Source organism: Chitinophaga nivalis (genome assembly GCF_025989125.1).
Classification (GTDB): domain Bacteria; phylum Bacteroidota; class Bacteroidia; order Chitinophagales; family Chitinophagaceae; genus Chitinophaga; species Chitinophaga nivalis.
In genome coordinates, this window is record NZ_JAPDNR010000001.1 from 1,583,317 (window position 1) to 1,609,856 (window position 26,540).

Annotated in this window: 20 protein-coding genes; 11 read left to right on the forward strand and 9 right to left on the reverse strand. The window is 47.5% G+C overall.

Annotation, left to right across the window (positions count from 1 at the left end):
- Positions 1-69 precede the first annotated feature (69 nt).
- Positions 70-1,437 carry a 3-keto-disaccharide hydrolase gene (locus OL444_RS06510; RefSeq protein WP_264734034.1) on the reverse strand — a complete coding sequence of 456 codons (1,368 nt, stop codon included), beginning with the start codon at positions 1,435-1,437 and terminating at the stop codon, positions 70-72.
- Positions 1,438-1,679: 242 nt separating this feature from the next.
- Here OL444_RS06510 and OL444_RS06515 point away from each other — a divergent pair, with 242 nt between their 5' ends.
- The 5 genes from OL444_RS06515 to scpB all read left to right on the forward strand — a co-directional run bounded on the left by OL444_RS06515 (position 1,680) and on the right by scpB (position 9,413).
- Positions 1,680-4,682: a SusC/RagA family TonB-linked outer membrane protein gene (locus tag OL444_RS06515; protein WP_264734033.1), complete on the forward strand. Its 3,003-nt coding sequence runs from the start codon at positions 1,680-1,682 to the stop codon at positions 4,680-4,682.
- A gap of 19 nt (positions 4,683-4,701) precedes the next feature.
- Complete coding sequence (locus OL444_RS06520) at positions 4,702-6,324, forward strand: RagB/SusD family nutrient uptake outer membrane protein (protein WP_264734032.1); 1,623 nt, start codon at positions 4,702-4,704, stop codon at positions 6,322-6,324.
- Between the two features lie 150 nt (positions 6,325-6,474).
- Positions 6,475-7,056, forward strand: coding sequence for a DJ-1/PfpI family protein (locus tag OL444_RS06525; protein WP_264734031.1), 582 nt, complete (start codon positions 6,475-6,477; stop codon positions 7,054-7,056).
- Between the two features lie 167 nt (positions 7,057-7,223).
- The gene (atpG, locus tag OL444_RS06530) at positions 7,224-8,114 is read left to right on the forward strand and encodes an ATP synthase F1 subunit gamma (RefSeq protein ID WP_264734030.1); all 891 of its coding nucleotides are present in this window, start codon (positions 7,224-7,226) and stop codon (positions 8,112-8,114) included.
- 117 nt (positions 8,115-8,231) lie between these two features.
- Positions 8,232-9,413, forward strand: coding sequence for an SMC-Scp complex subunit ScpB (gene scpB / locus OL444_RS06535; protein ID WP_264734029.1), 1,182 nt, complete (start codon positions 8,232-8,234; stop codon positions 9,411-9,413).
- A 46-nt stretch (positions 9,414-9,459) separates the two neighbouring features.
- Here scpB and OL444_RS06540 read toward each other — a convergent pair whose 3' ends face one another.
- The 7 genes from OL444_RS06540 to pheT all read right to left on the reverse strand — a co-directional run bounded on the left by OL444_RS06540 (position 9,460) and on the right by pheT (position 16,759).
- Positions 9,460-10,281, reverse strand: a complete 822-nt coding sequence (locus OL444_RS06540) for a purine-nucleoside phosphorylase (protein WP_264734028.1) — start codon at positions 10,279-10,281, stop codon at positions 9,460-9,462.
- A gap of 28 nt (positions 10,282-10,309) precedes the next feature.
- Entirely contained in the window at positions 10,310-11,098 is a 789-nt protein-coding gene (locus OL444_RS06545; RefSeq protein WP_264734027.1) for an SDR family oxidoreductase, read from the reverse strand.
- Positions 11,099-11,141: 43 nt separating this feature from the next.
- Positions 11,142-11,756 carry a 3-keto-disaccharide hydrolase gene (locus OL444_RS06550; RefSeq protein WP_264734026.1) on the reverse strand — a complete coding sequence of 205 codons (615 nt, stop codon included), beginning with the start codon at positions 11,754-11,756 and terminating at the stop codon, positions 11,142-11,144.
- A 133-nt stretch (positions 11,757-11,889) separates the two neighbouring features.
- Positions 11,890-13,455, reverse strand: a complete 1,566-nt coding sequence (gene rny, locus OL444_RS06555; RefSeq protein WP_264734025.1) for a ribonuclease Y — start codon at positions 13,453-13,455, stop codon at positions 11,890-11,892.
- A gap of 171 nt (positions 13,456-13,626) precedes the next feature.
- Complete coding sequence (locus OL444_RS06560) at positions 13,627-13,920, reverse strand: cell division protein ZapA (RefSeq protein ID WP_264734024.1); 294 nt, start codon at positions 13,918-13,920, stop codon at positions 13,627-13,629.
- A 17-nt stretch (positions 13,921-13,937) separates the two neighbouring features.
- Positions 13,938-14,252: a hypothetical protein gene (locus tag OL444_RS06565; protein WP_264734023.1), complete on the reverse strand. Its 315-nt coding sequence runs from the start codon at positions 14,250-14,252 to the stop codon at positions 13,938-13,940.
- A gap of 77 nt (positions 14,253-14,329) precedes the next feature.
- Positions 14,330-16,759, reverse strand: a complete 2,430-nt coding sequence (pheT, locus tag OL444_RS06570) for a phenylalanine--tRNA ligase subunit beta (protein ID WP_264734022.1) — start codon at positions 16,757-16,759, stop codon at positions 14,330-14,332.
- 473 nt (positions 16,760-17,232) lie between these two features.
- Here pheT and dnaB point away from each other — a divergent pair, with 473 nt between their 5' ends.
- The 3 genes from dnaB to OL444_RS06585 all read left to right on the forward strand — a co-directional run bounded on the left by dnaB (position 17,233) and on the right by OL444_RS06585 (position 21,037).
- Positions 17,233-18,801, forward strand: coding sequence for a replicative DNA helicase (gene dnaB, locus OL444_RS06575; RefSeq protein WP_264734021.1), 1,569 nt, complete (start codon positions 17,233-17,235; stop codon positions 18,799-18,801).
- 103 nt (positions 18,802-18,904) lie between these two features.
- Complete coding sequence (locus OL444_RS06580) at positions 18,905-20,254, forward strand: MATE family efflux transporter (RefSeq protein WP_264734020.1); 1,350 nt, start codon at positions 18,905-18,907, stop codon at positions 20,252-20,254.
- A gap of 75 nt (positions 20,255-20,329) precedes the next feature.
- Positions 20,330-21,037 carry a 16S rRNA (uracil(1498)-N(3))-methyltransferase gene (locus tag OL444_RS06585; protein ID WP_264734019.1) on the forward strand — a complete coding sequence of 236 codons (708 nt, stop codon included), beginning with the start codon at positions 20,330-20,332 and terminating at the stop codon, positions 21,035-21,037.
- 60 nt (positions 21,038-21,097) lie between these two features.
- Here OL444_RS06585 and OL444_RS06590 read toward each other — a convergent pair whose 3' ends face one another.
- Complete coding sequence (locus tag OL444_RS06590) at positions 21,098-22,120, reverse strand: quinone-dependent dihydroorotate dehydrogenase (RefSeq protein WP_264734018.1); 1,023 nt, start codon at positions 22,118-22,120, stop codon at positions 21,098-21,100.
- An 82-nt stretch (positions 22,121-22,202) separates the two neighbouring features.
- On the opposite strand from OL444_RS06590, the gene OL444_RS06595 reads away from it, so the two are divergent.
- The 3 genes from OL444_RS06595 to OL444_RS06605 all read left to right on the forward strand — a co-directional run bounded on the left by OL444_RS06595 (position 22,203) and on the right by OL444_RS06605 (position 26,536).
- The gene (locus OL444_RS06595) at positions 22,203-22,721 is read left to right on the forward strand and encodes an RNA polymerase sigma-70 factor (RefSeq protein WP_264734017.1); all 519 of its coding nucleotides are present in this window, start codon (positions 22,203-22,205) and stop codon (positions 22,719-22,721) included.
- A 106-nt stretch (positions 22,722-22,827) separates the two neighbouring features.
- A complete protein-coding gene (locus OL444_RS06600; RefSeq protein ID WP_264734016.1) occupies positions 22,828-23,793 on the forward strand; it encodes a FecR family protein in 966 nt (321 codons plus the stop codon).
- 97 nt (positions 23,794-23,890) lie between these two features.
- On the forward strand, positions 23,891-26,536 hold the full coding sequence (locus OL444_RS06605; RefSeq protein WP_264734015.1) for a TonB-dependent receptor: 2,646 nt from the start codon (positions 23,891-23,893) through the stop codon (positions 26,534-26,536).
- The last annotated feature ends 4 nt before the right edge of the window (positions 26,537-26,540 follow it).

Genomic DNA, 26,540 nt, shown 5'->3' on the forward strand with positions numbered 1-26,540 from the left:
AAAAAAGCATCCCGAAGAATCGGAATGCTTATTTAGAACAGTGAACAATGAAAAAAAAGATAAATAATATTATTTCAATACTTTGATGCGAATGTTTTTGAAAGAAACCTCATTACCATGATCCTGTAAAAGGATGTGCCCTGCGGGCCACAAACCGAAATTCTTCCAGTTTTTATACTTACTGGCAGCTACCAGATCCTTGAATGAAGCGGATCCTCTTTCGTACTCCAGTACCTTGAATCCGTTAAGCCAATGCTCCACGTGATTGTTTGGATACACAATAATACGACCTTTGTTCCATTCTCCAATAGGGTTGAGTGCACGTTTTTCCTGTTTTCTTGTCATGAGGTCGTAAAGACTTGCCAATGTGCGGTTTCCATCGCGACCTAATTTAGCGTCGGGATGTTTTTCATCATCCAGTACCTGGTACTCCAGCCCGATAGCAGATTTACCCCCCGTTTCATAGCTTTCACTCACAAAATACTTTACGCCGCTATTCGCTCCTGGCGTGAGTTTAAAAGAAAATTCCAATGCAAAGGCAGCATATTCTTTTTCCGTAATAATATCTCCGCCACTGCCCTCTTCATTACCATCGGAATGGCGGATCGTGAGTACGCCATCCTGTATGATCCAACCCTGGTCCGGAAAAGATTTTTTATAGGCGCCCCGCCAGCCATTAGTGGTTTTACCATCCCACAGTAGTTGATAACCATTCTTTTTTTCCTGACTGGATAGTGTATTGTCTACATTGTTGACTACATAAATCTGATCATAAGGGGAATATTGTGAAGGCGCCGGATTTTCCATAATACGGAGGTTTTTCCAGTAGATATTTTTACCGGCATCTTCTGCATTTTTACCAATGTTATGTACCTGTAAAGCAATGAAACCTTTGGGTAAAGCTGTATCCACCACATGGGCAGTAGGTACGCCGTTAACCCAGGTGCGCATTTCCGGCCCGCGGCATTCAATACGGTATTTGTTCCAGCCCTCTTTCCGGAAAGCCTGCTGCCCTGCGGGATTCAGCTCCATCGGATATTGCCAGCCTCTTCGCCCTTCTTCATATATACCACCGCTCCATTTACGGTCGGAAGGATCTATTTCCATCTGATAGCCATATACCCGGCCATTCTGGTAGCCAGGATCACTTTGGCTCCGGAACTGTATACCGGAATTAAAGTCTTTACCCAGCTTGAATTCCAGTTCCAGGATAAAGTCGCCATATACTTTTTCGGTAGCCAGGAAGGAGTTGGGAGTACTCAACACGGTTGTACCCACGATTTCACCGTTTTGGGCCGCGTATAGGGCATTGCCGCCCAGCTGCTTCCAGCCTTTCAGGTCTTTGCCGTTAAAAAGTTGCTGCCATTGGGCTTTCTGTGCAAACAGGCCGCCATACATACAGAGTAAGCCGCCGCATAAAAGGATCATCTTTTTCATAACTAAACCGGAATATGAGATCACCAAAATAAACAATGAAAATCATTTTTACAACCGATTGCAAATTTTATTGGCATATTTCCTCTGCCATAGCTGGATTTCTGGCCTTTTAAGTGTGTTGGTAACACTTTCGCGCATTTTTGATATTTTTTTGCAATCGTTTGCAATAATGCAAAATTATCTTATTTTGGTTTGAATTTCACAGGCGAGAAGCTATCATCCAAAATCCGTTAAACAACGTTATGAAAAAGTACCATTCCCGTTTATGCTGCCTGGCAGCCTGCCTGCTCTTTTACCTGCCTCTCCGGGCACAAACTGTTACTATAGAAGGAAATATAGCTGGGAAAGACAAATCTCCGCTGTTAGGGGTAACGGTATCGGTTAAAGGCCGTAACATAGGTACGCAGTCAGATGCTTCCGGGCATTACCGGCTGCAGCTAAAAGATCCTGGTAATGCCGTATTGCTATTTTCCTTCATCGGGTTTCTGCCAAAGGAAGAACCGATAAACGGTCGTCATATTATTAGTGTAGTGCTGGAAGAAGACCAGAAAAAACTGGATGAAATTGTAGTGGTGGGATATGGGCAACAGAAGAAAAAAGATGTCACGGGGGCCATCGCCACGATCGGCGCGCAGGCCATCCGCGATGTACCGGTAACCAACGTCCAGCAGGCTTTACAGGGACGTACCCCTGGCGTAGAGGTCCTGAGTAACAGCGCCAAACCAGGCGATGAACCTACTGTCAGAATCCGGGGAGCCCGATCCTTGTCTGCCAGCAACGATCCGTTGTATGTGGTGGATGGTATTCCTTATTCCGGCAGCTTAAATGATATTGGTACGGGTACTATCCAATCCATGGATATCCTGAAAGATGCTTCTGCTACGGCTATTTATGGCTCCAGGGGTGCTAACGGCGTGGTGCTGATCACCACTACCCGCGGTAAAAACAGCAAGCCGGTGGTGTCTTACAGCGGCTCTTATGGTTATGTACATGCACTGGGCCAGACAGATATGATGGATGCGGCGCAATTTGCAGAAATGCGCCGGGAAGCCAACCGCACAGTGGGCAGATATAATGATAGCAAACCCGATTCCTCCGACAGGGCCATCTTTAATCCGGTGGAATATGCCAACCTGAAAAAAGGTACCAATACCAACTGGCAGCAATTGTTGTTGTCTTCCGGCTATCAGACCAACCACGCATTGAGTGTGGCCGGCGGTACCGAAAAAACGAAATATGCACTCGGCATCGGATATTTTAAAGACCAGGGCGTTCTCAAATTACAAGGCTATGAACGCTATAATGTAAACATCTCGCTCGATCAGCTGATCGGCTCCCGTATCAAGGTGGGCGCTTCTCTTCTGGGCTCCTACAGTACCCGGCGCGGGGAAACCTATAACGGCGTCGATCAGGCCATTAAAATGGTGCCGTTGGGCGCACCATATGATGAAAACGGAAAACTGATCACCTTCCCCAACGATGATAGTAATCAGCCCAACCCGTTGCTGGATTATGTGGATGGGAACCGGGTCGAAAACAGGAACCGCTTCCGCTTATTCACCAGCTTATACGGAGAAGTGGAAATCATCAGCGGATTGAAATACCGGCTGAATGTGGGCCCCGATATCTCTCAGTATAATTATGGGATCTTTCAGGGAAAAAATAATACCAACCTGCTGGTAGGCGGTGGCGATGGTACCGCTTCCAAAACCAGCGGTCAAACCATTGCCTATACCATCGAAAATGTGCTCACCTACAATAAGACCATCCACCAGCGGCATAACATCGGCTTTACCGGTTTATACAGCGTACAACGCCAGCGGGGCGACAGTTCCACGGCGGCGGTAAGGGGCGTACTGGTAGAAAATCAGGAATACTATAACCTGGGCCATGCCCAGAATGTAACCGGTGTAGGCAGCAGCCTGGGAACCTGGACGATCCTGTCTTATATGGGACGACTGAACTATGGCTATGATGACCGTTACCTGATCACGCTGACGTTGCGTGCAGATGGTTCCTCCCGTTTTGCACCAGGTAAACAATGGGGTTATTTCCCTTCGGTAGCCCTGGCCTGGAATATGAAAAATGAACATTGGATGCGGGGCGCCACTTGGCTGGATAACCTGAAACTACGCGCCAGTTATGGCCGCACGGGTAATACCGGTATCGATCCTTATGTAACCCAGGGACTCCTGGCACGTACCGTTTATTCTTTTGGCGGAAAAGGGGTACTGGGCTATACGCCGCAAATGATACGCAATCCCAACCTCACCTGGGAAACTACCACCTCTTTTGATGTAGGATTTGATTTCAGCATGTTTAACGGCCGGCTGACAGGTAGTGGAGATGTTTATTACCAGAAAACCACCGACCTGCTGATGCCTTATCTGTTGCCCTACAGCAACGGCTTTAACAGCGTATTGCGGAATGTGGGCGCTACCCGCAACCTGGGACTGGAAGCCGGTGTATCCGGTATTATCGTGGATAATCCGAAAGGGTTTACCTGGAGTACCGACCTTAATTTCTTCCTGAACCGCTCGCAGATACTGGAACTCATGGATAACAAACAGGCGGATGTGGGAAATGCCTGGTTTGTAGGACAACCCACCTATGTCTATTACGACTATAAAAAAATCGGCATCTGGCAGATGGATGAAGCTAAAGCAGCAGCAGGCTATAAGCTGAAGCCCGGAGAAATAAAGCTGGAAGATGTAAACAACGATGGTAAAATAGATGGCAGCGACCGGCAGATACTCGGCTCTCCGCAGCCTTCCTGGAGTGCAGGTATGACCCAACGATTCTCCTACAAAGGATTTGAACTGTCGTTGGTGGCCTTTGCCCGGATCGGTGGTATGATCAAAAGTGATTTCTACCAGAATTATAATTCACTGTCCGGCAGGTTCAACATCCTGAATAACGATTACTTCACGCCGGCCAACCCATCCAATGTTATACCCCGTCCGAATGCAAATCAGGAAAGACCCAGCAACTATCAGTCACTCAGTTATTTCGATGGTTCCTTTTTTAAGATCAGGAATATCACGTTAGCCTACGCCTTGCCTGCACCGGTAGTAAAACGGATGCAGATGCAGGATCTGCGTGTAAACGTAGGCGTGAAACAGCCGTTGATACTGGCGCCTTACCGCCAGCAATGGAAAGGTGTGGATCCTGAAGATGTAAATGTAATTGGTATTGACGCACCGGCTACCTGGATGTTACAGGTAGGCGTGAATGCCCGTTTCTGATTAATTAAAAATACCCGTTATGAAAAAAATATATCTCGGATTACTCCTGCTGGCATTAGCAGGAACCGGTTGTAACAAGATGCTGGAAGAAGATGTGGTGACGAATACAACAGATGATTTCTATTATACAAAAAACGGATTCATGACCGCGGTAAATGCCGGTTACACTGGCATGCGCAGCTTCTACAGCACCGAACGGGGCATGACATTGACGGTAGTAGGAACAGATACCTATACCAATGGCTCCGATGGTAATTTTAAATTTGCCAACCAATATACCTCCCAGCTGGACAGCCGCTATGATCATATCCGTGAGCTGTGGAACGGGCTGTATCAGGCGATCAACAACTGTAATGTAGCCATCGACCGGGCCGACCAGGTGAAAGAGCTGGATGCCGTGTCTAAAAGATCCGGTGTGGCGGAGTCCCGGTTTAACCGGGCACATTACCATTTTCTGCTGATGCAGTTATTTGGTTCCATACCCTTACGGCTACACGAAAACAAGGAAATTTTAACAACGGCACAGCGGGATAGTACCGGTACGGTATATGATGCCATTATCACCGACCTGAAAGCAGCCGCACAGGAATTGCCGGCCTCCCAGAATGACTGGGGCCGCGCTACCCGGCCGGCAGCAGAACACCTGCTGGCCAGGGTATATCTGACCCGGGCTTCGTCGCCGGATGCAAAGCCGGAAGACTATGCCGATGCTGCCAGGTATGCCGATATGGTGATCCGTAACTATGGTTTTAAACTGCTGGATGATCCCGGCCAGGTATGGGCACAGGGCAATGAAAGAAACACAGAAACCATTTTTGCCGCCCAGTATACCACCGATCCGCTGTATGCATCGCCGGATAACAATGCCTGCCGGTTTTTCCTGATGCAGTACGATGTACTGGATGGTATGCAGCGCGACCTGGCCAACGGTACGCCCTGGAAACGTTTCCGTCCTACAAAATTTCTGTTGGATACTTTGTACAAAGACCGGGTGCATGATGTCCGCTATGAAAAGTTTTTCACGACAGTATGGTTTGTGAACAAAGCCATCACCAAACCGAGGGTCATGAATATCGGTGATACTTCCGTATGGATGCCGGGATATGCCGTTGCACCGGAAGTAGTAGCGGGCAAAAATTATCTGCTGGTACCGCCGGCAGACTATACCGAAAAACTCTACCCTTCCCTGAATAAATTCCAGGACGCCCTCCGGCCGGACAACCAGGCCTCCGGTGTACGGCCCTTTATTGCTTTCCGATTGGCAGAAACCTACCTGATTGCTGCGGAGGCCCGGATGATGACCGGCGATAGAACCGGTGCGGCCGACATGATCAATAAGGTGCGGCTGCGCGCGGCGCGGCCGGGAAAAACACCGGAAGAAACGGCGGCCAACGAAGCGGCTATGAGAGCGATGGCAGGAGATCTCAATATTGATTTTATCCTGGATGAAAGAGGCCGGGAGCTGATCGGGGAACAACTGGCCTGGTTTGACCTGAAACGTACCGGTAAACTGCTGGAACGGGTACGTAAACACAATCCGCAGGCAGCGGCGAATATAGAACCTAAACACCTGTTGCGGCCTATCCCCCAGGATCAGATAGACCGTTCTTCCAATATTTTCCGGCAAAATCCCGGATATTAAACACATCAGGACTACGAGCTGGTGCCAGCCCGGCAAAACGTATTGATTGTTAGAAAAATGCGCTTTGCCGGGAGCTGCAGTATCCTGCTTCGTAATAGTTATTTCATTATCTTCATGGGGCTTTTTTTAAAACCCTAAACTATTCGCCTTATGGCACAGAAAAAGATTCTTTTATTGACAGGAGACTATGCGGAAGATTACGAAACAATGGTTCCTTTCCAGATGCTGCAAATGATTGGTCATGATGTGCATGCAGTATGTCCCGATAAGGCAGCCGGCGATAAAATCAAAACAGCTATCCATGATTTTGAGGGTGATCAGACCTACAGCGAAAAACCCGGACATGGTTTTGTATTGAACGCCACTTACAACGATATCTCAGCAGCCGACTATGACGGCCTGGTGATTGCCGGTGGCCGTGCGCCGGAATACCTGCGGTTGAATAAAAATGTGCTGGAGCTGGTGAAACACTTTTTTGTGGAAGATAAACCGGTAGCAGCTGTTTGTCATGGTATCCAGATCCTGACAGCCGCGGATGTGGTACGAGGTAAAAAACTGACTGCCTATCCGGCCGTGGCGCCGGAAGTAACGGCAGCTGGTGGTACCTATTTACCGGTAAATGTATATGAAGCTGTGGTAGATGGAAAGCTGGTAACTGCGCCAGCATGGCCGGCACATCCGCAGTGGATTGCGGCATTTCTGCAGGTACTGGGTACAACTATTACGCTATAATTTAAATACATCTGTATTTAATTGATTAATAATCATATATAGAAAGTTTAAATTATCTTTCTACGGATTTTCTAATTATAGTGTCATTGCTTACCTTTGCAGCCAAATTCAGGAGGGTATCCCTGAGTTGGTATTGATCATTTGTAATTCGTAATTGATTTTCATATATGTCCGGACAGCTTAAAGAAGTTCGTAACCGAATCAAATCTATTCAATCTGGTCAGCAGATCACTAAAGCCATGAAGATGGTGAGTGCTGCTAAATTAAGACGTGCACAGGATGCCATTACGCTGATGCGCCCGTATGCAGTTAAACTCCAGGAGATGTTACAGAATATTGTTTCCAACAGCGAAGGCAATATCGATACACCGCTGGCAGCACAACGTGCAGTTGAAAAAGTGTTGATCGTGGTCATTACTTCAGACAGAGGTCTGTGCGGCGCCTTTAACTCTAACCTGATTAAAACGGCTAAACGTGTTATCCGCGAGAAATACGCAGAACAGTTTGCACAAGGCCAGGTAGAAATTATGCCGATTGGTAAAAAAGGCTTTGAACACTTTTCCCAGAATGGTGGATATAAAGTGAACGATAAATTCTGGACGATGTTCTCCAACCTCACTTTCGAACACGTGAAAGAGGCGGCGGCGGTAGCCCTCAATGGTTTCATTGATGGTAAATACGACGCGGTAGAAATCATCTATAGCGAATTTAAAAACGCAGCTACCCAGGTTTATGTAGCAGAACAGTTCCTGCCGATTGCCAAAGTGGAAAACCAGGAAGATAAGAGTGGTCTGAAAGCAGACTACATCTTTGAACCGGAAAAGGAAACACTGATCGCAGAACTGATGCCTAAAATCCTGAACACCCAGTTCTTCAAAGCTATCCTGGATTCTCATGCTTCTGAGCATGGTGCCCGTATGACAGCGATGGATAAGGCTACAGAAAACGCCAGTGAGATACTGCGTTCCCTGAAAATCTCTTACAACCGCGCCCGTCAGGCAGCCATTACCACAGAGCTGACCGAGATCGTGAGCGGTGCTGCAGCACTGGCTGGTTAAGCCTTTCAGCGGTTATTCACACTAAGTCAACAACTGAATTTTTATATTTTCAGATTAGGGTCAAAGGCTGTATTTTCGGCTTTTGACCTTTTTTGTAATCCGCACTCCTGTTAACGTATGGAAATATCACAGATCATTCCGCATGTGGAAGCATTGATTTTTGCGGCCGACCGCCCACTGCCACTGCTGGAAATAGTGGAACTGTTGAACAATGCATTGGCTTTCCTGGAAGACCGTACGACACTCGATCAGGTGGAAGCGGCCATGGAGGCTATCCGGGAGAAATACAGCTCCGAGTTTTACGCCTTCGAGGTACGCAGCAGCGGCGGAGGATATCAATTCCTCACCAAAAAAGAGTACTACCAGACAGTGGCCCAGCTGAACGGCGATAAATTCCTGAAAAGGTTGTCTACCGCAGCACTGGAAACACTGGCTATCATCGCTTACCGGCAGCCTATCTCCAAGGGCGAAATTGAATATATCCGCGGTGTAAGTACGGACTACTCTATTCAGAAACTACTGGAAAAAGAACTGATTGTGATTACCGGCCGTAGTGAAGACTTGCCCGGAAAACCTTTGCTGTATGCTGTTTCCCGTAGCTTCATGGATTATTTCGGCATCAGTTCTGCCGCAGATCTGCCTAAACTGAAAGAATTGTTTGACGAGGAAATGGTACAACCTACCCTCATCAATGACGATACAGCTACCCTGGGCCGTGGTGAACACAGTGGCGGTACGCCGGTTACAGAAAACCAGCATGCTATGATGGTATCTGAAGACGGCGAACTGCTGGACCCCGATCATCAGCTGGATGAGGTAATAGCCGATGCAGCTACGCCTCCTGCCTCGGAAGATGCGGATGCAGAACCGGATGATGAAATCGTGCTGCCGGAAGAGACACCGGAGGAAATACCGGAAGCCAGTGTATCCGAAGAAGAAGAGGAAATCATTGCGGAGGAAGAAGAGATAGATGAACCAGTGGAAGCGGAGATAAAAGATGAGGAGACGGCAGCGGAAGAGGGAAATGAAGAAGTGGATAATATAGTAGCAGCGGAAGAAGAGAGCGAGGAAGCAGAGGACGAGGAGGACGAGGAGGATGATCAGGATGAGGAGGGTGACGAAGAAGATGGAGAGGAAGATGACGACGATGATGACGATGATGATGATGACGATGATGATGATGATGATGACGAGGAAGATGAGGAAGATGAGGATCTGGAAGAAGAAGATGATGATGTAGATGATGATCAGGATAGTGATGACCCGGAAAACAACGAAGAAGACAAAAACAATAAATAAACAAAGGGCCGGTGCACACCGGCCCTTCTCTTTTATATTTCAGCGACTATAATGCCGCAATCACCTGTGCAAACACGCTACTCAGCAGTTTATCTGCCGTACCGGCTACCGCTATAATTTCTTCAATGGAAACCGGGTGCAGGTTGTCCGGATCACATTCATCGGTTACGACCGATACAGCCGCGCAGGGAAGCTGTAACTGGTTGGCTACAATTACTTCCGGAACAGTACTCATACCTACCAGATCAGCACCTATCATACGCAGGAAACGGTATTCCGCCCTGGTTTCCAGGTTCGGCCCCATCACGGATACGTATACACCGCTTTGTAGCGGAGCGCCCAGTGCGGTAGCAGCGGCCTGTAATTTTTGTCCCAGTACCGGATCATAAGGACGGCTCATATCCGGGAAACGAGGGCCAAAAGCGGGTGAATTAAGGCCACGCAGCGGATTCTCCGGCTGCATATTGATGTGGTCATCCAATAACACCAGACTACCCTTTTTGTAGGCAGGATTCATGCCGCCGGCAGCATTACTCAGCAACAGCTGTTCAATACCCAGTGCCTTCATGACCCGTACCGGAAAAGTGATTTGCTGCATGGTATACCCTTCATAATAATGAAACCGGCCCTGCATCGCTATTACCGGCGTAGTGCCGATATGCCCGAGAATCAGATGCCCTTTGTGCGATTCTACCGTGGATTCCGGAAAATGCGGGATCTGCTGATAAGGAATACTGTGCGCGATGGTAATATGTTTAACCAGTTCTCCCAGACCAGTGCCCAATACGACGCCTACACGGGGTTGTGCAAAGGAAAAGGATTGCAGGTAAGCCGTGGCAGCTGCTATTTGTTCAAGTAATAAGTCCATGTATGAATGAATTTGCCGCAAATTAATTTTAATTCCCCTTGCGTGCAATCAGATAGAATAAGGGAGGGAAATATCTTTTGCACCACAGCAGTATCTTTTCTTCCCGTGCAATCAGCACCAGTTTTTTCCGTTGCTGCATGGCTTTCAGGATACGTCGGGCACAGGTGGTTACCGGCATGCCTTTGGCCTGGTGAGGGTCCATTTTACCATAAGGTTCGCCATTGGCGGTAACGGCCGCATAGGTAATCGGGGTATGAATACGCCCGGGGCATACCAGCGTGGTATACAAATGGGGAATCGGTTGTTCGGTTTGCAGGGTTTCAAAGTAACCCTGGAGGGCATGTTTGGCGGCATTATAGCCGGATCGCCACGGATAACCCATCAGGCCAGCCATACTGCTGATCACAATGACCTGACCGCCTCCCTGTTCCCGGAAGTGGGGCAGCAGGGCTTTGGTGAGCATTACCGGGCCAAAGAAGTTCACTTCCATCAGCTGACGCACGGCGTTTACGGTGGTATCTATCAGTTTGGAACGTTGGGTAACGCCGGCATTGTTGACCAGTACATCTATCTTCCCAAAAAACTGTAGTGCTTTTGTTACCCCTGCCTGTATCTGCGTTTCGTCTGTAACGTCCATCGGCAGTATTTCGCAGTAGGGTGTCAGCAACAGACATTCATTGCGTACGGCTTCCAGGGCGGGTTGCCTGCGTGCTGCCAGAATAAGCCGGGCTTGTTGCCGGGCCAGTAAAAGCGCCAGCTCGTGGCCGATGCCGGAGCTGGCGCCTGTAATGAGTATAACTTTGTCTTTATAGGTCATCCCGGTGATCAATTAAAGACATGAATGTAGGCTTTTAATGTTATCATGATTTCACGGGAGTGAGCCGGATATTTTTCCATTTCACTTTAATACCGCCGCCGGAGTGGATCTGCAGGGCTATCTGGCCGTTTACAGCACCGATTTTTTCGTCTTTCAGGGTGATCATTTCATGCCCGTTCAGCCACGTGGTAACCTGGTTACCCACTACTTTTACTTTCATGGTATTCCACTCGCCCATTTTCAGGAATTGTTCCTTGGATTTATCCGGCTGGATGAGCCATCCGCGGCCATAGGATTCATAGATACCGCCGGTATGCATGCCGGGAGGCGCTACTTCTGCCTGCCAGCCCGTAATTTTGGTGCCTTCCAGGGAAGAGTGGAAAAATACGCCGCTGTTACCATCGGCTTCCTGTTTGAATTGCAGGGTGAGTTCAAAATCTTTGTACTGCTTATCCGTGCCGAGGTAGCCGTATTCTTTATCCGGACCGCTTTCACAGATCAGTTCTCCGTTTTCCACATACCATTTCTCTGTACCGTAAATTTTCCAGCCATCCAGGTTTTTGCCGTTGAAAAGAGACTGGGCTTTTTGTGCAAAAGTATGGCCCGTGGTGAGTACAAGGGCTGCGCCCAGTACGAATGTAAACATGGCTTTTTTCATAACGCTGACAGTAGTTTTTATGGGTTTTCCGCCCGTGGTTGAACAATAAAAAAAGTCCCCCGGTAGCTACCGGAGGACTTCAATATAGTGTCAATTTTTTGAATCTCTAAATCTTTGGATCAAAAAAGTAAACTTATCTGGCGATGTTGACGGCTCTCTTTTCGCGGATAACGGTTACTTTGATCTGACCAGGATACTGCATTTCTGTTTGTATCTTATTGGCGATCTCGAAAGAGAGGCGGTCGGCATCTCCATCGGATACTTTATCACTTTCCACAATGATACGCAGTTCTCTACCGGCCTGGATAGCATAGGCTTTTTCCACACCATCGTGGGAGAGTGCCAGGTTTTCCAGGTCTTTGATACGTTGCAGGTAGCTTTGCATGATTTCACGGCGGGCACCCGGACGGGCACCGCTGATGGCATCACAGGCCTGAACGATCGGGGAAATAACATACTGCATTTCCATTTCATCGTGGTGAGCACCGATCGCATTTACTACGGCAGCGTGTTCACCATATTTTTCCGCCAGTTTGGCGCCCAGGAGGGCGTGGCTCAATTCTGTTTCTTCATCCGGTACTTTACCAATATCATGCAGTAAGCCTGCACGTTTGGCCAGTTTTGGATTGAGGCCCAGCTCTGCTGCCATGATAGCGCAAAGATTAGCCGTCTCTTTGGAGTGCATCAGGAGGTTCTGGCCATAGGAAGAGCGGAAACGCATCTTACCTACCAGGCGCACCAGTTCTTTATGCAGCCCATGGATACCCAGTTCGATAACGGTTCTTTCACCGATATCCATTACCTGTTCTTCCAGTTGTTTCTTTGTTTTTTCTACTACTTCTTCAATACGGGCAGGGTGGATACGTCCGTCCTGTACGAGGCGCTGCAGGGATAAACGCGCAATTTCGCGACGCAGCGGATCGAAGGAGGATAATACAATGGCTTCAGGGGTATCGTCTACGATCAGATCTACACCGGTAGCGGCTTCAATAGCCCGGATGTTACGGCCTTCACGACCAATGATCTGACCTTTGATTTCATCACTTTCCAGGGTAAATACCGTGATGGTATTTTCAATGGTTTGTTCCGCAGCAGTACGCTGGATAGATTGGATGATGATTTTTTTCGCTTCTTTGTTCGCCTTTAATTTGGCGTCTTCAATGATTTCCTGGATGTGTGAAAGCGCCTGTGAGCGGGCTTCTTCTTTTAAGCTTTCTACCAGTTGATGTTTTGCTTCTTCGGCAGTTAACCCGGCTACTTTTTCAAGTCTGCGGATATGTTCTTCCTGGTGTTTTTCGAGTTCGGTACGTTTGATGGTCACCAGTTCCATCTGACGGTTCAAGGTTTCCTTGATGGCTTCATTTTCATTTAACTGTTTCTGAAGCTGTTCATTTTTCTGGTTCAGTCCCTGCTCTTTCTGTTTAATCCGGTTTTCTGACTCACTCAGTTTCTGGTTACGTTGCAGGACTTCTTTCTCATACTCGCTTTTAAGTTGCAGGTATTTTTCTTTGGCTTCCAGGAGCCTGTCTTTCTTGAGGTTTTCTGCAGTGACTTGCCCGTCGGCTATGATTTTTTTAGCCTGTAGCTCCGCCTCGTCAATCTTTTGCTGTGTATTTTTGGCAAAAATCACCTTACCTAGCACAATCCCAATGATCAATGCCACTACTGCAGCTATTGTCGTGATAAGTGTAACACCCATATGAATTATTTAAACTTGATTTATGTAGTATCCTCATACCCATGTCACTGCTAAAACGCGACAGGGGCGAGAACTGACCCGCGAAAATACAAAAAAATAGCAGTAAAGCGTGTTTAATACGTGATAATTAGCTAATTAGCTAATCGCTTGTTTAGCAAAGGATAACGTGAATTAACCCAGTGCCTGGTTGATTATTTCTTCCAGCTTTTCCAGTTTCTCCTGCAGAAAGGGGGCGGTGATAGCCTGTGCCTTGCCTCCGCTGGTTCCCGGATGGGTAGCATACATAATGAGGGCCATAGCAATGTAGTCCTGCTGGTCTTTTCCAGCGTAGGAAGTTTTAAAATCAACTATCTTCTCATTCACTTCTTTCATAATACGACGTACCTCTTCCTCTTCTTCCGGTTTGATTTTTATCCGGTAAGAGCGGTCTGATACAACAATGTTGATAGGAATGAGTTGCTCCATGTAGATATATTGTTTTATCAGCTGTTCAGCAAGGCAATACAGCGGTCAATTTCCTTGATATAATCATTGATTTTGCCCCGGATCTCCTTCTTGAAAGCCTCATCTTCCTCTGCTATGGTGGGCGCTCCCTGAGAAGTGGCGGTAGCTGCTATTTTCATCAGCTGTAACCGTTCTTCCAGGTTCTGTATGTCCACCTGGCGCTGTTGCAGCGTGTGCTGCTGTATTTTGATTTCTTCTTTTAACAATACATTCTCCGACTGTACCTGCTGGAATTTCTTCACCAGCATCTGCAGTTTCTCTTCTACCCGTTGAATATACTGTTCTAAAACCATATTTACCTGAAAAAATTACGATTTGCGATTGTTGAATGACGGATATGTGATTACAATCCGTCATTCAACAATCGTAATTATTTTCTTATTTCTGCCTGTAACTGTGTTTCAAATGTTTTCACCAGTTTCTCCATCACACTGTCGATCTCTTTATCAGTAAGCGTTTTCTGACTATCAAGGAAAGTGAAACTAACGGCGTAAGACTTTTTATTAGCGCCCAGTTTTTCGCTTTCAAATATGTCGAAAAGATTGATATGCTGAAGTAAAGCTGATTTCACACTGCGTGCCGCTGTTTCCACGGCTGCAAATTTCACCTGCTTATCCAATACTAATGCCAGATCACGACGTACTGCCGGGAAACGGGGGATTTCTTTGTAAAAGTTATCACTTTTTTGCAAGAGTCCCAGTATTTTATCCCAATTAAAGGTAGCATACCATACCGGTTGTTTGATGTCAAACTGTTTCAGCTTCTGCGGTACTACGCCTCCCAGCGTTACCACTACCTGATTTTTTACCTTGATTTCCCAGGCTGGCTGCAGGTTGGGATCAGTGCCTTCTATCCATTGCAGCTGGCTGTATCCCAGCTGACGGAGAATATTGATCACAAACCCTTTCAGGAAATAAAAATCCACTACGCTGTCCGGATGCATCCAGGTGGTAGCTGTTTTATTACCCGTCAGGTAAAGCACCAGGTGGTTATTTTCTATATAGCGTTGTTCCTGTACCTGGTAGGTTTTACCAAATTCAAAGAACAGCAGGTCTTCGTTTTTACGATTGAGGTTATGGGCGATGCTTTCCAGACCGGTTTCCAGCATGGAAGGCCGCATAACATCCAGCTCCACGGTCAGGCTGTTCATCATTTTTACGGTATACTCCAGTACTTCCGGGGTGAAATACCGGCTGTTGGTAATGGAGTTGGTAAAAATTTCATGGAAGCCGTTGGCAGCCAGGTAATCGGCCACTTTTTCCTTCACCCGTTCTGCATCCGGCTGCGCTGATATAGCCGGAGAGATCATCACTTTAGCAGGAATGGCAATATTGTCCAATCCGTCTATCCGCATGATTTCTTCTACGATGTCGGCAGGGAGACTGATATCCGGTTTGCTGAAAGGTACCGCTACACGGAAACCTGTTTCGTTTTCAGACAGCAGGTCGAAGCCCAGGTGACGCAGGATATTTTTGATTTTGTCTGCCGGATAAGGGCTGCCACTCAGTTTATGTATATAGGCATATGTTACCTCCACCTGGGTTTTGGTTTTAACAGCCGGATAGATATCGGTGATATCGGAAGCGGCTTTTCCGCCTGCCAGCTCACAAATGAGGGTAGCGGCGCGTTGCAGGGCAATCACCACATTGGAGATGTCTACCCCTTTTTCGAAGCGGGTGGCTGCGTCGGTACGCAGTCCGTGCCGGAAAGAGGTGGTACGGATGGTGCCTGCATGGAAGAAGGCACTTTCCAGGAATATGTTCTGGGTGCTATCACTCACGCCTGAATGCAGTCCGCCGAATACGCCGGCAATACACATGCCTTCACTGGCGCCGTTGCAGATCATCAGATCTGTGGCGTCCAGTTTCCTTTCTTTGCCGTCGAGGGTGATAAAAGGGGTATTCTGTGGCAGGTTCTTTACCACCACCGCATTGCCTTTGATCGCAGCAGTGTCAAATGCGTGCAGGGGCTGTCCGGTTTCATGCAGCACAAAATTGGTGATATCCACAATATTATTGATCGGACGCACGCCGATGGCAGTCAGTTTGTTTTGCAGCCATGCCGGAGAAGGCGCTACCTGGATACCGGTGATGCTGATGCCGCTATAACGCGGGCAGGCATCTGTATTTTCTATGGTAATGCTCACGGGCAGTTTGGTAGCTGCTTCCGGGAGGACTTTGATTTCCGGTAACTGTATCTGGTATTGATGGGTATTCTCCAGGTTGTTGAGGAAGGCACATACATCGCGGGCTACGCCGATATGACTCATGGCATCCATCCGGTTGGGCGTAAGGCCTATTTCGTATATCCAGTCCTGGGCGGGCTGAAATATTTCACTGGCAGGGGTGCCGGGTTGCAGGGACGGGTCCAGTACGAGGATACCATCATGACTGCTGCCGAGGCCAATTTCATCTTCTGCACAAATCATACCCTGGCTTTCTTCGCCCCGGATCTTCGCCTTCTTCATGGTCAGCGGTTCGCCGCCAGCCGGATAAATGGTGGTGCCGATGGGGGCTACTACTACTTTCTGGCCCACAGCTACATTCGGAGCCCCGCAAACGATGTGGAGTGGTTCGCCGTTGCCTGTATTGACAGTGGTCAGTTTCAGTTTATCAGCGTTGGGGTGTTTTTCGGCTGTTAATACCTCTCCGATGACGAGGCCGGCCAGACTTCCTTTTATTGCTTCAAATTTTTCCAGGCTTTCCACTTCCAGACCTATTCTTGTTAAAATGGTGGATAACTCCTCCGGCGCAGGCTTCACCGGTAAATAATCACATAGCCAGTTGTATGAAATCGTCATTTGTCAGCTCAATTTATATAAGAGGCGTAAAGTTAACAACAAGATTTGATTTTCAGGCTTTGCTGCCCGGCCACTTTGGTCTTTTGTGTTTTCAGGCCCTTTAAATCGGCCATGATGCTACATTATTGCAGTATGTGGAAAATCTTTTTGCACAATGTGTGTGAATAATCGGACCTTTGCCATGGAATTTCTGATATTTTGGTGGATAACCATGGTCAAGTCAGTGGATAACTGACAATTTGCTGGTGGATAACGTGTGCGGGGAGCTTAATAAATTAAATAGGCAAAATAAAGAGGCTATTTAAAAAAATGCCTTTACCTTAGTTTGTACGGCTCGAAAAAATTTACAATTTCTTAAAGCACGATTTTAACCATGGAATGCGGGAATAAATGCAAACACCGATTGTAAAATATCCGGAAAGGCCCATTTGACAGTAACCTTTTATTAACTTAATTTAATACACTAACCATAAATGGATCTCAATCTTAAGAAGGACCGCAATGTACGCAGAAAGCCGTCCATTGAAGTGTCATCCTTGGTGTACGGGAAAATACCACCACAGGCTAAAGAGTTGGAAGAAGCTGTTTTGGGAGCCGTAATGCTGGAAAAAGGTGCTTTTGATTCCGTAATTGAGATATTGAAAGGAGAGTGCTTTTATGTAGAAGCACACCAACTCATTTTTTCTGCCATGACCCGGTTGGCGGCTAAATCCATGCCGGTTGATATTCTTACCGTAACAGAAGAACTCAAATCAATGGGTTCACTGGAAGCGGTAGGCGGGCCTTTCACCGTGATGAAACTGACGAATGCGGTGGTGTCTTCTGCAAATATTGAAGCGCACGCCCGTATTATCCTGCAGAAATTTATCCAGCGGGAATTGATCCGTATCTCCGGTGAAATCCTGACCGAATCCTATGAGGATACAGCAGACGTATTTGACTTGCTCGACAGTGCTGAATCCAAATTATTTGAGATCACCAATAACCACCTTCGTAAAAACTATGATTCCATCGATCGTGTTCTGGTAAATACCATGAAACGTATCGAAGATCTGCGTAATAAAGGCGATGATATTACCGGGGTTCCTTCCGGGTTTCCTTCTCTTGATAAGGTGACCTACGGCTGGCAATCTACGGATCTGATCATCATCGCAGCCCGTCCTTCCGTGGGTAAGACCGCCTTCGCACTGAACCTGGCACGTAACGCCGCACTGCACCCCCGTTTCCCGAAAGGTGCTGCGGTATTCTCGCTGGAGATGTCCTCCGGCCAGATTGTACAGCGTATTCTTTCTGCCGAATCAGAAATCAAACTCGAAAAGATTTCCCGTGGTAAGCTGGAAGAATATGAGATGAAGAAGCTGATGACACACGGTATTGAACGGTTGGCAAAAGCACCTATCTTCATCGATGATACACCGGCACTGAACATCTTTGAGTTGCGCGCCAAATGCCGGCGACTGGTGCATAACCACGGCGTAGGCGTTATCATCATCGACTACCTGCAGCTGATGAGCGGCGGTGGAGAAGGCAGAGGAAGTACCAACCGTGAACAGGAAATCAGTAAAATCTCCCGGGATCTGAAAGGACTGGCAAAGGAGTTACAGGTACCGGTAATCGCCCTGTCGCAGTTGAGCCGTGATGTGGAAAAACGTAAGGATGGTAACAAAATGCCGCAGCTGAGTGACCTCCGTGAATCCGGAGCGATTGAACAGGATGCGGACATGGTAATGTTCCTCTATCGTCCGGAGTATTATGAAATCAATACCAACGAAATGGGTGAATCCAATAAGGGTGAAACCCACGTCCGGATAGCCAAGCACCGTAATGGTCAGCTGGATACCATCAAACTCAGGGCAGTACTGGAATTTCAGCGTTTTGAAGATGATGGCAGCCTGGAAAATCCTGGCGGCGGTGGTAGTCCTTTCGCAGGTATCCGTCCGCAGCATGGTGGTGGTAATGATGAAGCGAAGCTGTACATCCAGAAAGGCTCCAAAATGAATGATATGAATTTCGACGAAGGGTTTGAAGATGCTCCTTTTTAGCGCATATAAGATATTGCACAGAAAAGCCGGCATCGTTTGCCGGCTTTTTTATTTTCATCCGATATACTTTATACCGATATAGCAACCACTAACAGATTAACCAATGAAACAGCTGTATTTTAAATACAAACATCATTACAAGGACAATTTCTCTTTGGCCTATCCGGTGGTCATCTCCCAACTGGGACATACCCTGGTGGGATTATCAGATAGCATTATTATTGGTCATACGGGAAAAGTGCCGCTGGCCGCCGTATCGTTGGGCAATAGTTTGTTTAACATCTTTATGGTAACGGGCATTGGCATGTCGTATGGTTTAACGCCCCTCATTGCACAGGAAAATGGCCGTGGCAACAAAAGGGCGATCGGCAATCTGCTGAGCCATAGTCTGATCATCAACATGATTGTTGGACTGCTGCTGTCTGGCGTTATTTATGGAGGCAGCTGTTACCTGAACCTGCTGGGACAGGAAGCAGATGTAGCAGAACAGGCCGCCCCTTTTCTTCAATTCCTGGCTGTTTCCTTTATTCCGCTGATGTTGTTCCTGTCTTTCAAACAATTTGCAGAAGGACTGGGATTTACACGGCAGGCGATGAACATCAGTATCATTGGTAACATCCTCAATATTATTATTGGGATTACCCTGGTATATGGCTTGTTTGGAATGCCCCGCCTGGGCGTAATCGGGGTGGGTATTGCCACCTTAACCGACCGGCTGGTAATGGGTATTGCCATGGCTTTTTATGTGTTGAAAGCACCCCGTTTTAAACCTTACCTGGTTTCTTTCGGGTTTAAAAAACTGCAGGCAGCTACCATGAAAAAGATCCTGGGAATTGGTACGCCGGTGGCGTTGCAGTATATTTTTGAAATCAGCGCTTTCAGTGGCGCAGCCGTAATGGTAGGTTGGATTGGCGCTGCTGAACTGGCCGCACACCAGATTGCCATCAGCCTGGCTTCCATGACATACATGATGGCCAGCGGTATTTCTGCTGCTGCCGGTATTAAAAGCGGTAACAATTTCGGAAAGAAAGACTTTATTTCCCTGCGGTTGTCGGCTATTGCCAGTTACCACATGGTACTGGTACTGATGGGCTTTACTGCCCTGCTCTTTACGGTATTTAATTACCTGTTGCCGGCAATGTATATCCAGGATCAGCAGGTAATAACCATTGCCGCACACCTGCTCCTGATTGCGGCATTCTTCCAGCTGTTCGATGGTACGCAGGTAGTAGGACTTGGAATTCTCCGCGGGCTGGGCGACGTAAAGGTGCCTACGCTCATTACACTGGTAGCCTATTGGGTACTGGGTATTCCGTTGGCTTACCTGTTGGGTATCCGGTTGGAATATGGTGTACAAGGCATCTGGTGGGCATTGCTGCTGGGCTTACTGGTGGCTTCTATCCTACTGTTTATGCGTTTCCATGCAAAATCGAAACGTTACGCGCAGGAATAATGGAACGGGCAGGGTGTTAGCGATAATTCCCTGCCGTTCCTGTTTTCCGTTTTCAAATTTTTATCTTTGTGCGATATGGAATTGCCCGTTTTTTATGCGCCCGATATACGGCCCGATGATATGAGATATACCATGAATGAGGATACCTCCAAATATTGTATTCAGGTACTTCGTCATGAAAACGGTGACCAGGTATTGCTGGCAGATGGCCGTGGACAAAAGTTTACCGCAGAAATTGCGGATGATAACCGCAAAAAATGTGTTCTGAAAATCCTGCATACCGATACGATTCCGGCCCGGGAGCCGGCATTGCGGATTGCGATCTCTTTTACTAAAAATACTTCCCGGATAGAATGGTTTCTGGAGAAGGCCGCCGAAATCGGTATCCACACCATCATTCCGCTGGTGAGTCAGCGTACGGAGAAAGAAAAGATCAAAGCAGAAAGGCTGCAGAATATACTGGTGTCGGCGATGCTGCAGTCCCAGCAGTTTTATCTGCCTGTGCTGGAAGCGCCACAGTCGTTTGAGCAGGTCGTGAACAACAGTAAGGAGGCGCAGCAATTCATTGCGCACTGCTTGCCGGAAGAAAAGAAAACCCTGCAGGATACGATGCAGGCCGGCCGTGATACGTTGATTCTGATTGGCCCGGAAGGTGATTTTACACCGGAGGAAATAAAACAGGCGTTGTCATTGGGCTTTGTGCCCGTGTCGCTGGGAAATACGCGGTTGCGTACGGAAACTGCCGGTATGGTAGCGGTGACGTTAATGAACGCTAAGCAATAAAAACAAAACGCCCTATACCAGGAAGTAATGCTTCCGGTATCGGGCGTCGTTGTTAATTTTTTATCTCAGTCCTTTACAGATCTTTTTAACAATAGTGGGGCCTTCATAAATGAACCCTGTGTACACCTGTACCAGTGCGGCGCCTGCATCCAGCTTTTCCTGCGCATCTTCGGCGGTAAAAATACCCCCTACGGCTATAATAGGAATGCTACCCTTGCTATGGGTATGGATATAACGGATTACTTCCGTTGCTTTTTGTTTTACCGGCAGCCCGCTCAATCCTCCGGCGCCTATCTCCTGAATCGTCTGCGCATCGGTAACCAGTCCTTCGCGGCTGATGGTGGTGTTGGTAGCCACAATGCCCGCCAGTTTGGTTTCCTGTACGATTTCAATGATATCATCGAGTTGTTCGTTGGTAAGATCGGGTGCTATTTTCAGTAATATAGGCTTCGGTTTCAGCTTCTGTGCATTGAGCAGTTGCAGGTGATGCAGCAGTTGCTTCAACGGCTCTTTTTCCTGTAATGCCCGCAGGTTGGGGGTATTGGGTGAGCTGACATTGACTACAAAATAGTCTACCGCCTCATAGAGGGCGTGAAAACATTTTTCATAATCACTGAGTGCTTCTTCATTGGGCGTCACTTTGTTTTTACCAATGTTACCACCTACAATGATGTTGGATTTCCGGAACTGTAAACGTTTGGCCGCTGCAGCAGCGCCTTCGTTATTGAATCCCATCCGGTTGATCAGGGCTTTATCTGCCGGCAGGCGGAAAAGACGGGGCAGATCATTGCCTGGCTGTGGTAACGGTGTTACGGTACCAATTTCCACGAAACCAAAACCGAGAGAAGCCAGTTCGTCGATGTATTTCGCATCTTTGTCGAAACCGGCCGCCAACCCTACCGGATTGCAGAAACGAAGACCGAATACTTCTCTTTCCAGTTGCTGGTTTTTTACACCGCAGCATGCCTGTAATAAATTTTTGCCCAGTGGCAGGGAGTGGATTATTTTCATCCCACGCATTACGCTGTGGTGAATGCTTTCCGGCGAATAGCGGAAGAGTATTTTTTTGATCAGATTGTACATTGCGGTGGCAAAGATAAGGAGAATGCTTTATGCTTTGTGCTTTGAGCTTGCTGCAATCTCCTTATATTTGTGACTTAGCATCATGTTGGAACTCCATACATTCGAAGTCTTATTCAAAGAAAACCATGCACACTGCCTGGCCTTTGCCACTCACTACACGGGGGATCCTCATGTAGCGGAGGAAATTGTGCAGCAGGTATTTCTTCGGATCTGGGAAAAGCGGGATAGTATTACGATTACCGGTCCCGTTAAAGCCTATTTGTTTTCTGCTATCAGGAATACTGCCATCAGCCAATGGCGTAAAGACACCGTAAGGTCCGAAAAGGAAACCGGATACGGCGCCGTGCGGGAAACAGCTACGCAGGCTACTGACCAGGTAAAAGAACTGGAAACGCTTTATCAGCGGGCGCTCGAACGGTTACCTGAACGTTGCCGGGAAGTATTTATCCTAAGCCGGCAGCACCAGCTGAAATATGCTGAAATAGCCAGTGCCATGAATATTTCCGTGAAAACTGTGGAAAATCAAATGGGCAAAGCCCTGAAAATCCTGCATGAGGAGCTGAAAGAATACCTGCCTTTGCTGACAGGTTTTCTCTTTTAAAAATATTCCGGGAGGCATAGGGGAGGGACGATCTTCCGTGCGTCTATTAATTAACTAACTGACAAACCCCTTTCGGGCTGCGACTAATAAAAACAAGCAACTGCTAATGACACCTTCTTTTCCCGATGAAGCATTGTATACCTTGCTGTGCAAGTATCTGCTGGATGAAGCAGATGCTGAAGAGCGTGCGTGGGTGGAAGCATGGCAGCAGGACGACGCCGGCAATCCGGTGTTACTGGCATCTTTACGTAAGGTGCTGGATACCGCCACAGATAATCAGACCGTAGCAACGGCTGATACGGACAAGTCCTGGCAACAACTATACGATAAAATGGATGGAACACCGGTAGTGGTGCCCATGACAACAAAACGTAATTATACCTGGCTGAAAGTGGCCGCTGTTTTATTAATTGTGCTGGGAGCAGGCGTGTGGTTTATGACCGGCAAATCTCCGGAACAGGTATACGCAGGCCCGGTAGATGCCCGGCTCAAAGATGGCAGTGAAGTACAGTTATCGGCTGCTGCCAGACTGGAAATTGCCAGCGGGTTTAATGACCACAACAGAAAAGTGAGTTTTTCAGGCCAGGCTACTTTCAATGTGGCAGGCAGTGCAGAAAACCCTTTTGTAATCGTTTTAGGACATAATAAAGAAGTGAAGGTGCTGGGTACCCGGTTTATGGTGGATTATGAGCCCACCACCACTGCGCTGAAAGTACATGTAAGCAGTGGTAAGGTGATGGTGATTGATCATGATAAGGGCGACAGTGCGCTGCTTACCGAAGGTATGCTGCTGCAACAGGATAAAACCCGGCCGGCTTTTCGCGTGGCTTCCCATGTAACGGATGCCGTGAAAAAATCACTGGCTTTTCATGATACCCAATTGGAAGAAGTGCTGCATACGATAACAGCGGTGTACGACGTTAAAGTGGAGGTAGCTGATACGGCATTGTTGAAACTTACTGTGAATGCAAATTTTACAGGAGAATCAATTGATGATATGATCAGCGCCCTGGCGATGACTTTAAATGCCCAATGGGAAAAAACAGGAGATAGACAATACCAATTAAAATAAGCTATTAGCCTGCTGTTATTGAGCGTCTGCAGTACTGCGGACGCTCAACGGCTGTAAAGCTAACAGCTCTCTGTCATACTTTTAATAAGACTATATCATGTCGTTAGCCGAAAAACTGCTAACGGGAATCTTGCTTTTTTGTTTCCCGTTACGTGTTTGGGGGTGGGACTGGCAAACAAGAGTAACGGTAGTGGTGAAAGAGCAGCCTGTAAAAGCTGTATGTGAGTTGTTGGAAAAAGAATACGGAATTCATTTCTCTTATAGCAGGGAACTTGTCAATTTGTCCCGGAAAGTTACGATAACAGCACACAACCAGCGCCTCAAAAGGGTGCTGGAGGACTTGTTTGACCCTGATGATATACGTTTTACCCGGGTAGGAGATCAACTGGTATTGTTACCCGTGAAGCGAAATTACCGCACCATCAGTGGATATGTGGAAGATATGGTGACCGGGGAAAGACTCATCGGCGCCACCATTTACTCGCCGTCCTTACAACAGGGTACTACCACCAATCAATATGGCTACTTTAGTCTGACGACCGTAAAAGATACCAACAGCCTCATTATATCTTATGTCGGCTATACCCCTTTCCTGCAATCAGTCGCCAACCGGGGGAATAAATTACTGACAATATCACTGGAACCGCTGGCAAACCTCAAGGAGGTAGTGGTGAGTGCCACAGAAAAAAACAGGCTGCAGGATCAGACGCAGATGAGTAAAGTAAATCTGCAGATGTCAGAAGTGCAGGCGATGCCCAAGTTATTGGGAGAGTCGGATGTCATGCGCACCTTACAGTCGTTGCCCGGTATTACCGGCGGCCTGGATGGTGCCGGTGGCTTGCATGTGCGGGGAGGCAGCCCGGATCAGAACCTGATTTTAATGGATGGCACCCCATTGTTCAACTTCTCTCACTTCTTCGGGGTATTCTCTTTACTGAATACAGATGTGATCAAAAATACAGACCTCTACAAGGGCGCTTTCCCTGCCAGGTTTGGTGGTCGCCTGTCTTCGGTGATAGATATCACCATGAAGGAAGGGGATATGAAAGCTTATCATGGCGATGTGTCTATCGGATTAATTTCTGCCAAGTTTAACCTGGAAGGACCGATTATAAAAAATAAAACGTCTTTCATGGTCTCGGGGCGCCGCTCCTATCCGGATCTGCTGATGAATGCAGTATTGCAATCCGGTAATATATTGGACCCGAATGGTTCACTGGGCGCCTATTTTTATGATATCAATGCTAAAGTCAATCATATTTTTTCTCCCAAAGACCGGATTTTTTTAAGTTTTTATAAGGGAGAAGATAAGATCAGTGTCCGGCAATCCATGGAAGATACGACCATCGTACCTTATGACCCTACCAAGATGCGACTGGAAGCAGGCGGGTTTGTAGCAGGATGGGGCAATACCATTGGCGCCCTGCGCTGGAATCATATTTATGGTCCCAGGTTATTTTCCAATGTAACGATCAACTACTCACGGTATTCTTTCTTTACAGAATTTAACCAGAAATATACCATTCCCGCTGCTGACCAGCGGGTGGATTTGTTTGGCCGATACAGCTCGCGGATGCAGAACGTAGGTACGAAGATCGATTTTGATTTCCGGCCCAACCCTTCCCATTCCCTGCGTTTCGGTGCGGCCGGCAGCCTGAATTACTTTAAGCCAAGCAGTTCGGTGCTGAAAGATATGGACAGCCGGTTGAAACCATTGGATACCATAGATCAGGAGATGCGTTCCCGCGGTGTGGAGATGTCGGTATACATAGAAGATGAATGGAAGTTGAGTCAGCACCTGTTTGCCAACCTGGGATTGCATATGTCGGGGTTCCAGGTGGAAGGCCGGTTTTATCCGTCGATACAACCACGCCTGGGTATGAGATATGTTTTACCGCGCAACTGGGCCATAAAAGCTGCCTATACACATATGACGCAGTACCTTCACCTGCTGACCAACAGCGGTGCCTCCCTGCCTACGGATATATGGGTACCTTCTACCCAGCGGGTAGCGCCGATGTTCTCCGTGCAGGTAGCTGCGGGTATTGCTAAAACCACTACTGATCATAATTTTGAATTTTCGCTGGAAGGGTATTTCAAATCCATGGATAATATGGTGGAATACCGGGACGACAGCTTAATGACCAGCCCGAATTTAAGCCGGTGGGATGAAAAAGTAACGGTAGGACAAGGCTGGAGCTATGGCGGAGAATTGATGATACAGAAGAAGAAAGGCAACACTACCGGATGGATAGGCTATACCCTGGCGTGGTCTACCCGGCGTTTCCCCGGCATTAACCGCGGTGAAATTTTCCCTTATAAATACGATCACCGGCATGATCTGGAAGCCGTGGTGATGCAGAAACTCAGTAAAAACTGGGAGATATCTGCTTCCTGGCATTATACTACCGGCGCCCCTATCACTTTGCCGGTGGCCAGTTACCTGGGAATAGGCAATGCCTCGCCCTGGGATCCGGGGCCGGAAACGATGCCCGTAGACAGGTATGATAGCCGCTATAATTTCAGAACCGCCGACGAACATCGCCTGGACCTCAGTATTACTTACAGTAAACAGAAAAAGCGCTGGCGGAAAACCTGGAACCTGAGTATATATAACGTATATAATCAGAAGAATGCATTATTTTACTATCTCCAGGAAGATGAGGTGACGAAAAAACGCTATCTCAATAAGATAACCATTCTGCCAATATTGCCAAGTATTACCTATTCCGTAAGTTTTTAAATGA

Coding starts and splice junctions, on each gene's coding strand:
- OL444_RS06510 (WP_264734034.1), bottom strand. CDS start 1,437: ATGAAAAAGATGATCCTTTTATGCGGCGGCTTACTCTGTATGTATGGC.
- OL444_RS06515 (WP_264734033.1), top strand. CDS start 1,680: ATGAAAAAGTACCATTCCCGTTTATGCTGCCTGGCAGCCTGCCTGCTC.
- OL444_RS06520 (WP_264734032.1), top strand. CDS start 4,702: ATGAAAAAAATATATCTCGGATTACTCCTGCTGGCATTAGCAGGAACC.
- OL444_RS06525 (WP_264734031.1), top strand. CDS start 6,475: ATGGCACAGAAAAAGATTCTTTTATTGACAGGAGACTATGCGGAAGAT.
- atpG (WP_264734030.1), top strand. CDS start 7,224: ATGTCCGGACAGCTTAAAGAAGTTCGTAACCGAATCAAATCTATTCAA.
- scpB (WP_264734029.1), top strand. CDS start 8,232: ATGGAAATATCACAGATCATTCCGCATGTGGAAGCATTGATTTTTGCG.
- OL444_RS06540 (WP_264734028.1), bottom strand. CDS start 10,281: ATGGACTTATTACTTGAACAAATAGCAGCTGCCACGGCTTACCTGCAA.
- OL444_RS06545 (WP_264734027.1), bottom strand. CDS start 11,098: ATGACCTATAAAGACAAAGTTATACTCATTACAGGCGCCAGCTCCGGC.
- OL444_RS06550 (WP_264734026.1), bottom strand. CDS start 11,756: ATGAAAAAAGCCATGTTTACATTCGTACTGGGCGCAGCCCTTGTACTC.
- rny (WP_264734025.1), bottom strand. CDS start 13,455: ATGGGTGTTACACTTATCACGACAATAGCTGCAGTAGTGGCATTGATC.
- OL444_RS06560 (WP_264734024.1), bottom strand. CDS start 13,920: ATGGAGCAACTCATTCCTATCAACATTGTTGTATCAGACCGCTCTTAC.
- OL444_RS06565 (WP_264734023.1), bottom strand. CDS start 14,252: ATGGTTTTAGAACAGTATATTCAACGGGTAGAAGAGAAACTGCAGATG.
- pheT (WP_264734022.1), bottom strand. CDS start 16,759: ATGACGATTTCATACAACTGGCTATGTGATTATTTACCGGTGAAGCCT.
- dnaB (WP_264734021.1), top strand. CDS start 17,233: ATGGATCTCAATCTTAAGAAGGACCGCAATGTACGCAGAAAGCCGTCC.
- OL444_RS06580 (WP_264734020.1), top strand. CDS start 18,905: ATGAAACAGCTGTATTTTAAATACAAACATCATTACAAGGACAATTTC.
- OL444_RS06585 (WP_264734019.1), top strand. CDS start 20,330: ATGGAATTGCCCGTTTTTTATGCGCCCGATATACGGCCCGATGATATG.
- OL444_RS06590 (WP_264734018.1), bottom strand. CDS start 22,120: ATGTACAATCTGATCAAAAAAATACTCTTCCGCTATTCGCCGGAAAGC.
- OL444_RS06595 (WP_264734017.1), top strand. CDS start 22,203: ATGTTGGAACTCCATACATTCGAAGTCTTATTCAAAGAAAACCATGCA.
- OL444_RS06600 (WP_264734016.1), top strand. CDS start 22,828: ATGACACCTTCTTTTCCCGATGAAGCATTGTATACCTTGCTGTGCAAG.
- OL444_RS06605 (WP_264734015.1), top strand. CDS start 23,891: ATGTCGTTAGCCGAAAAACTGCTAACGGGAATCTTGCTTTTTTGTTTC.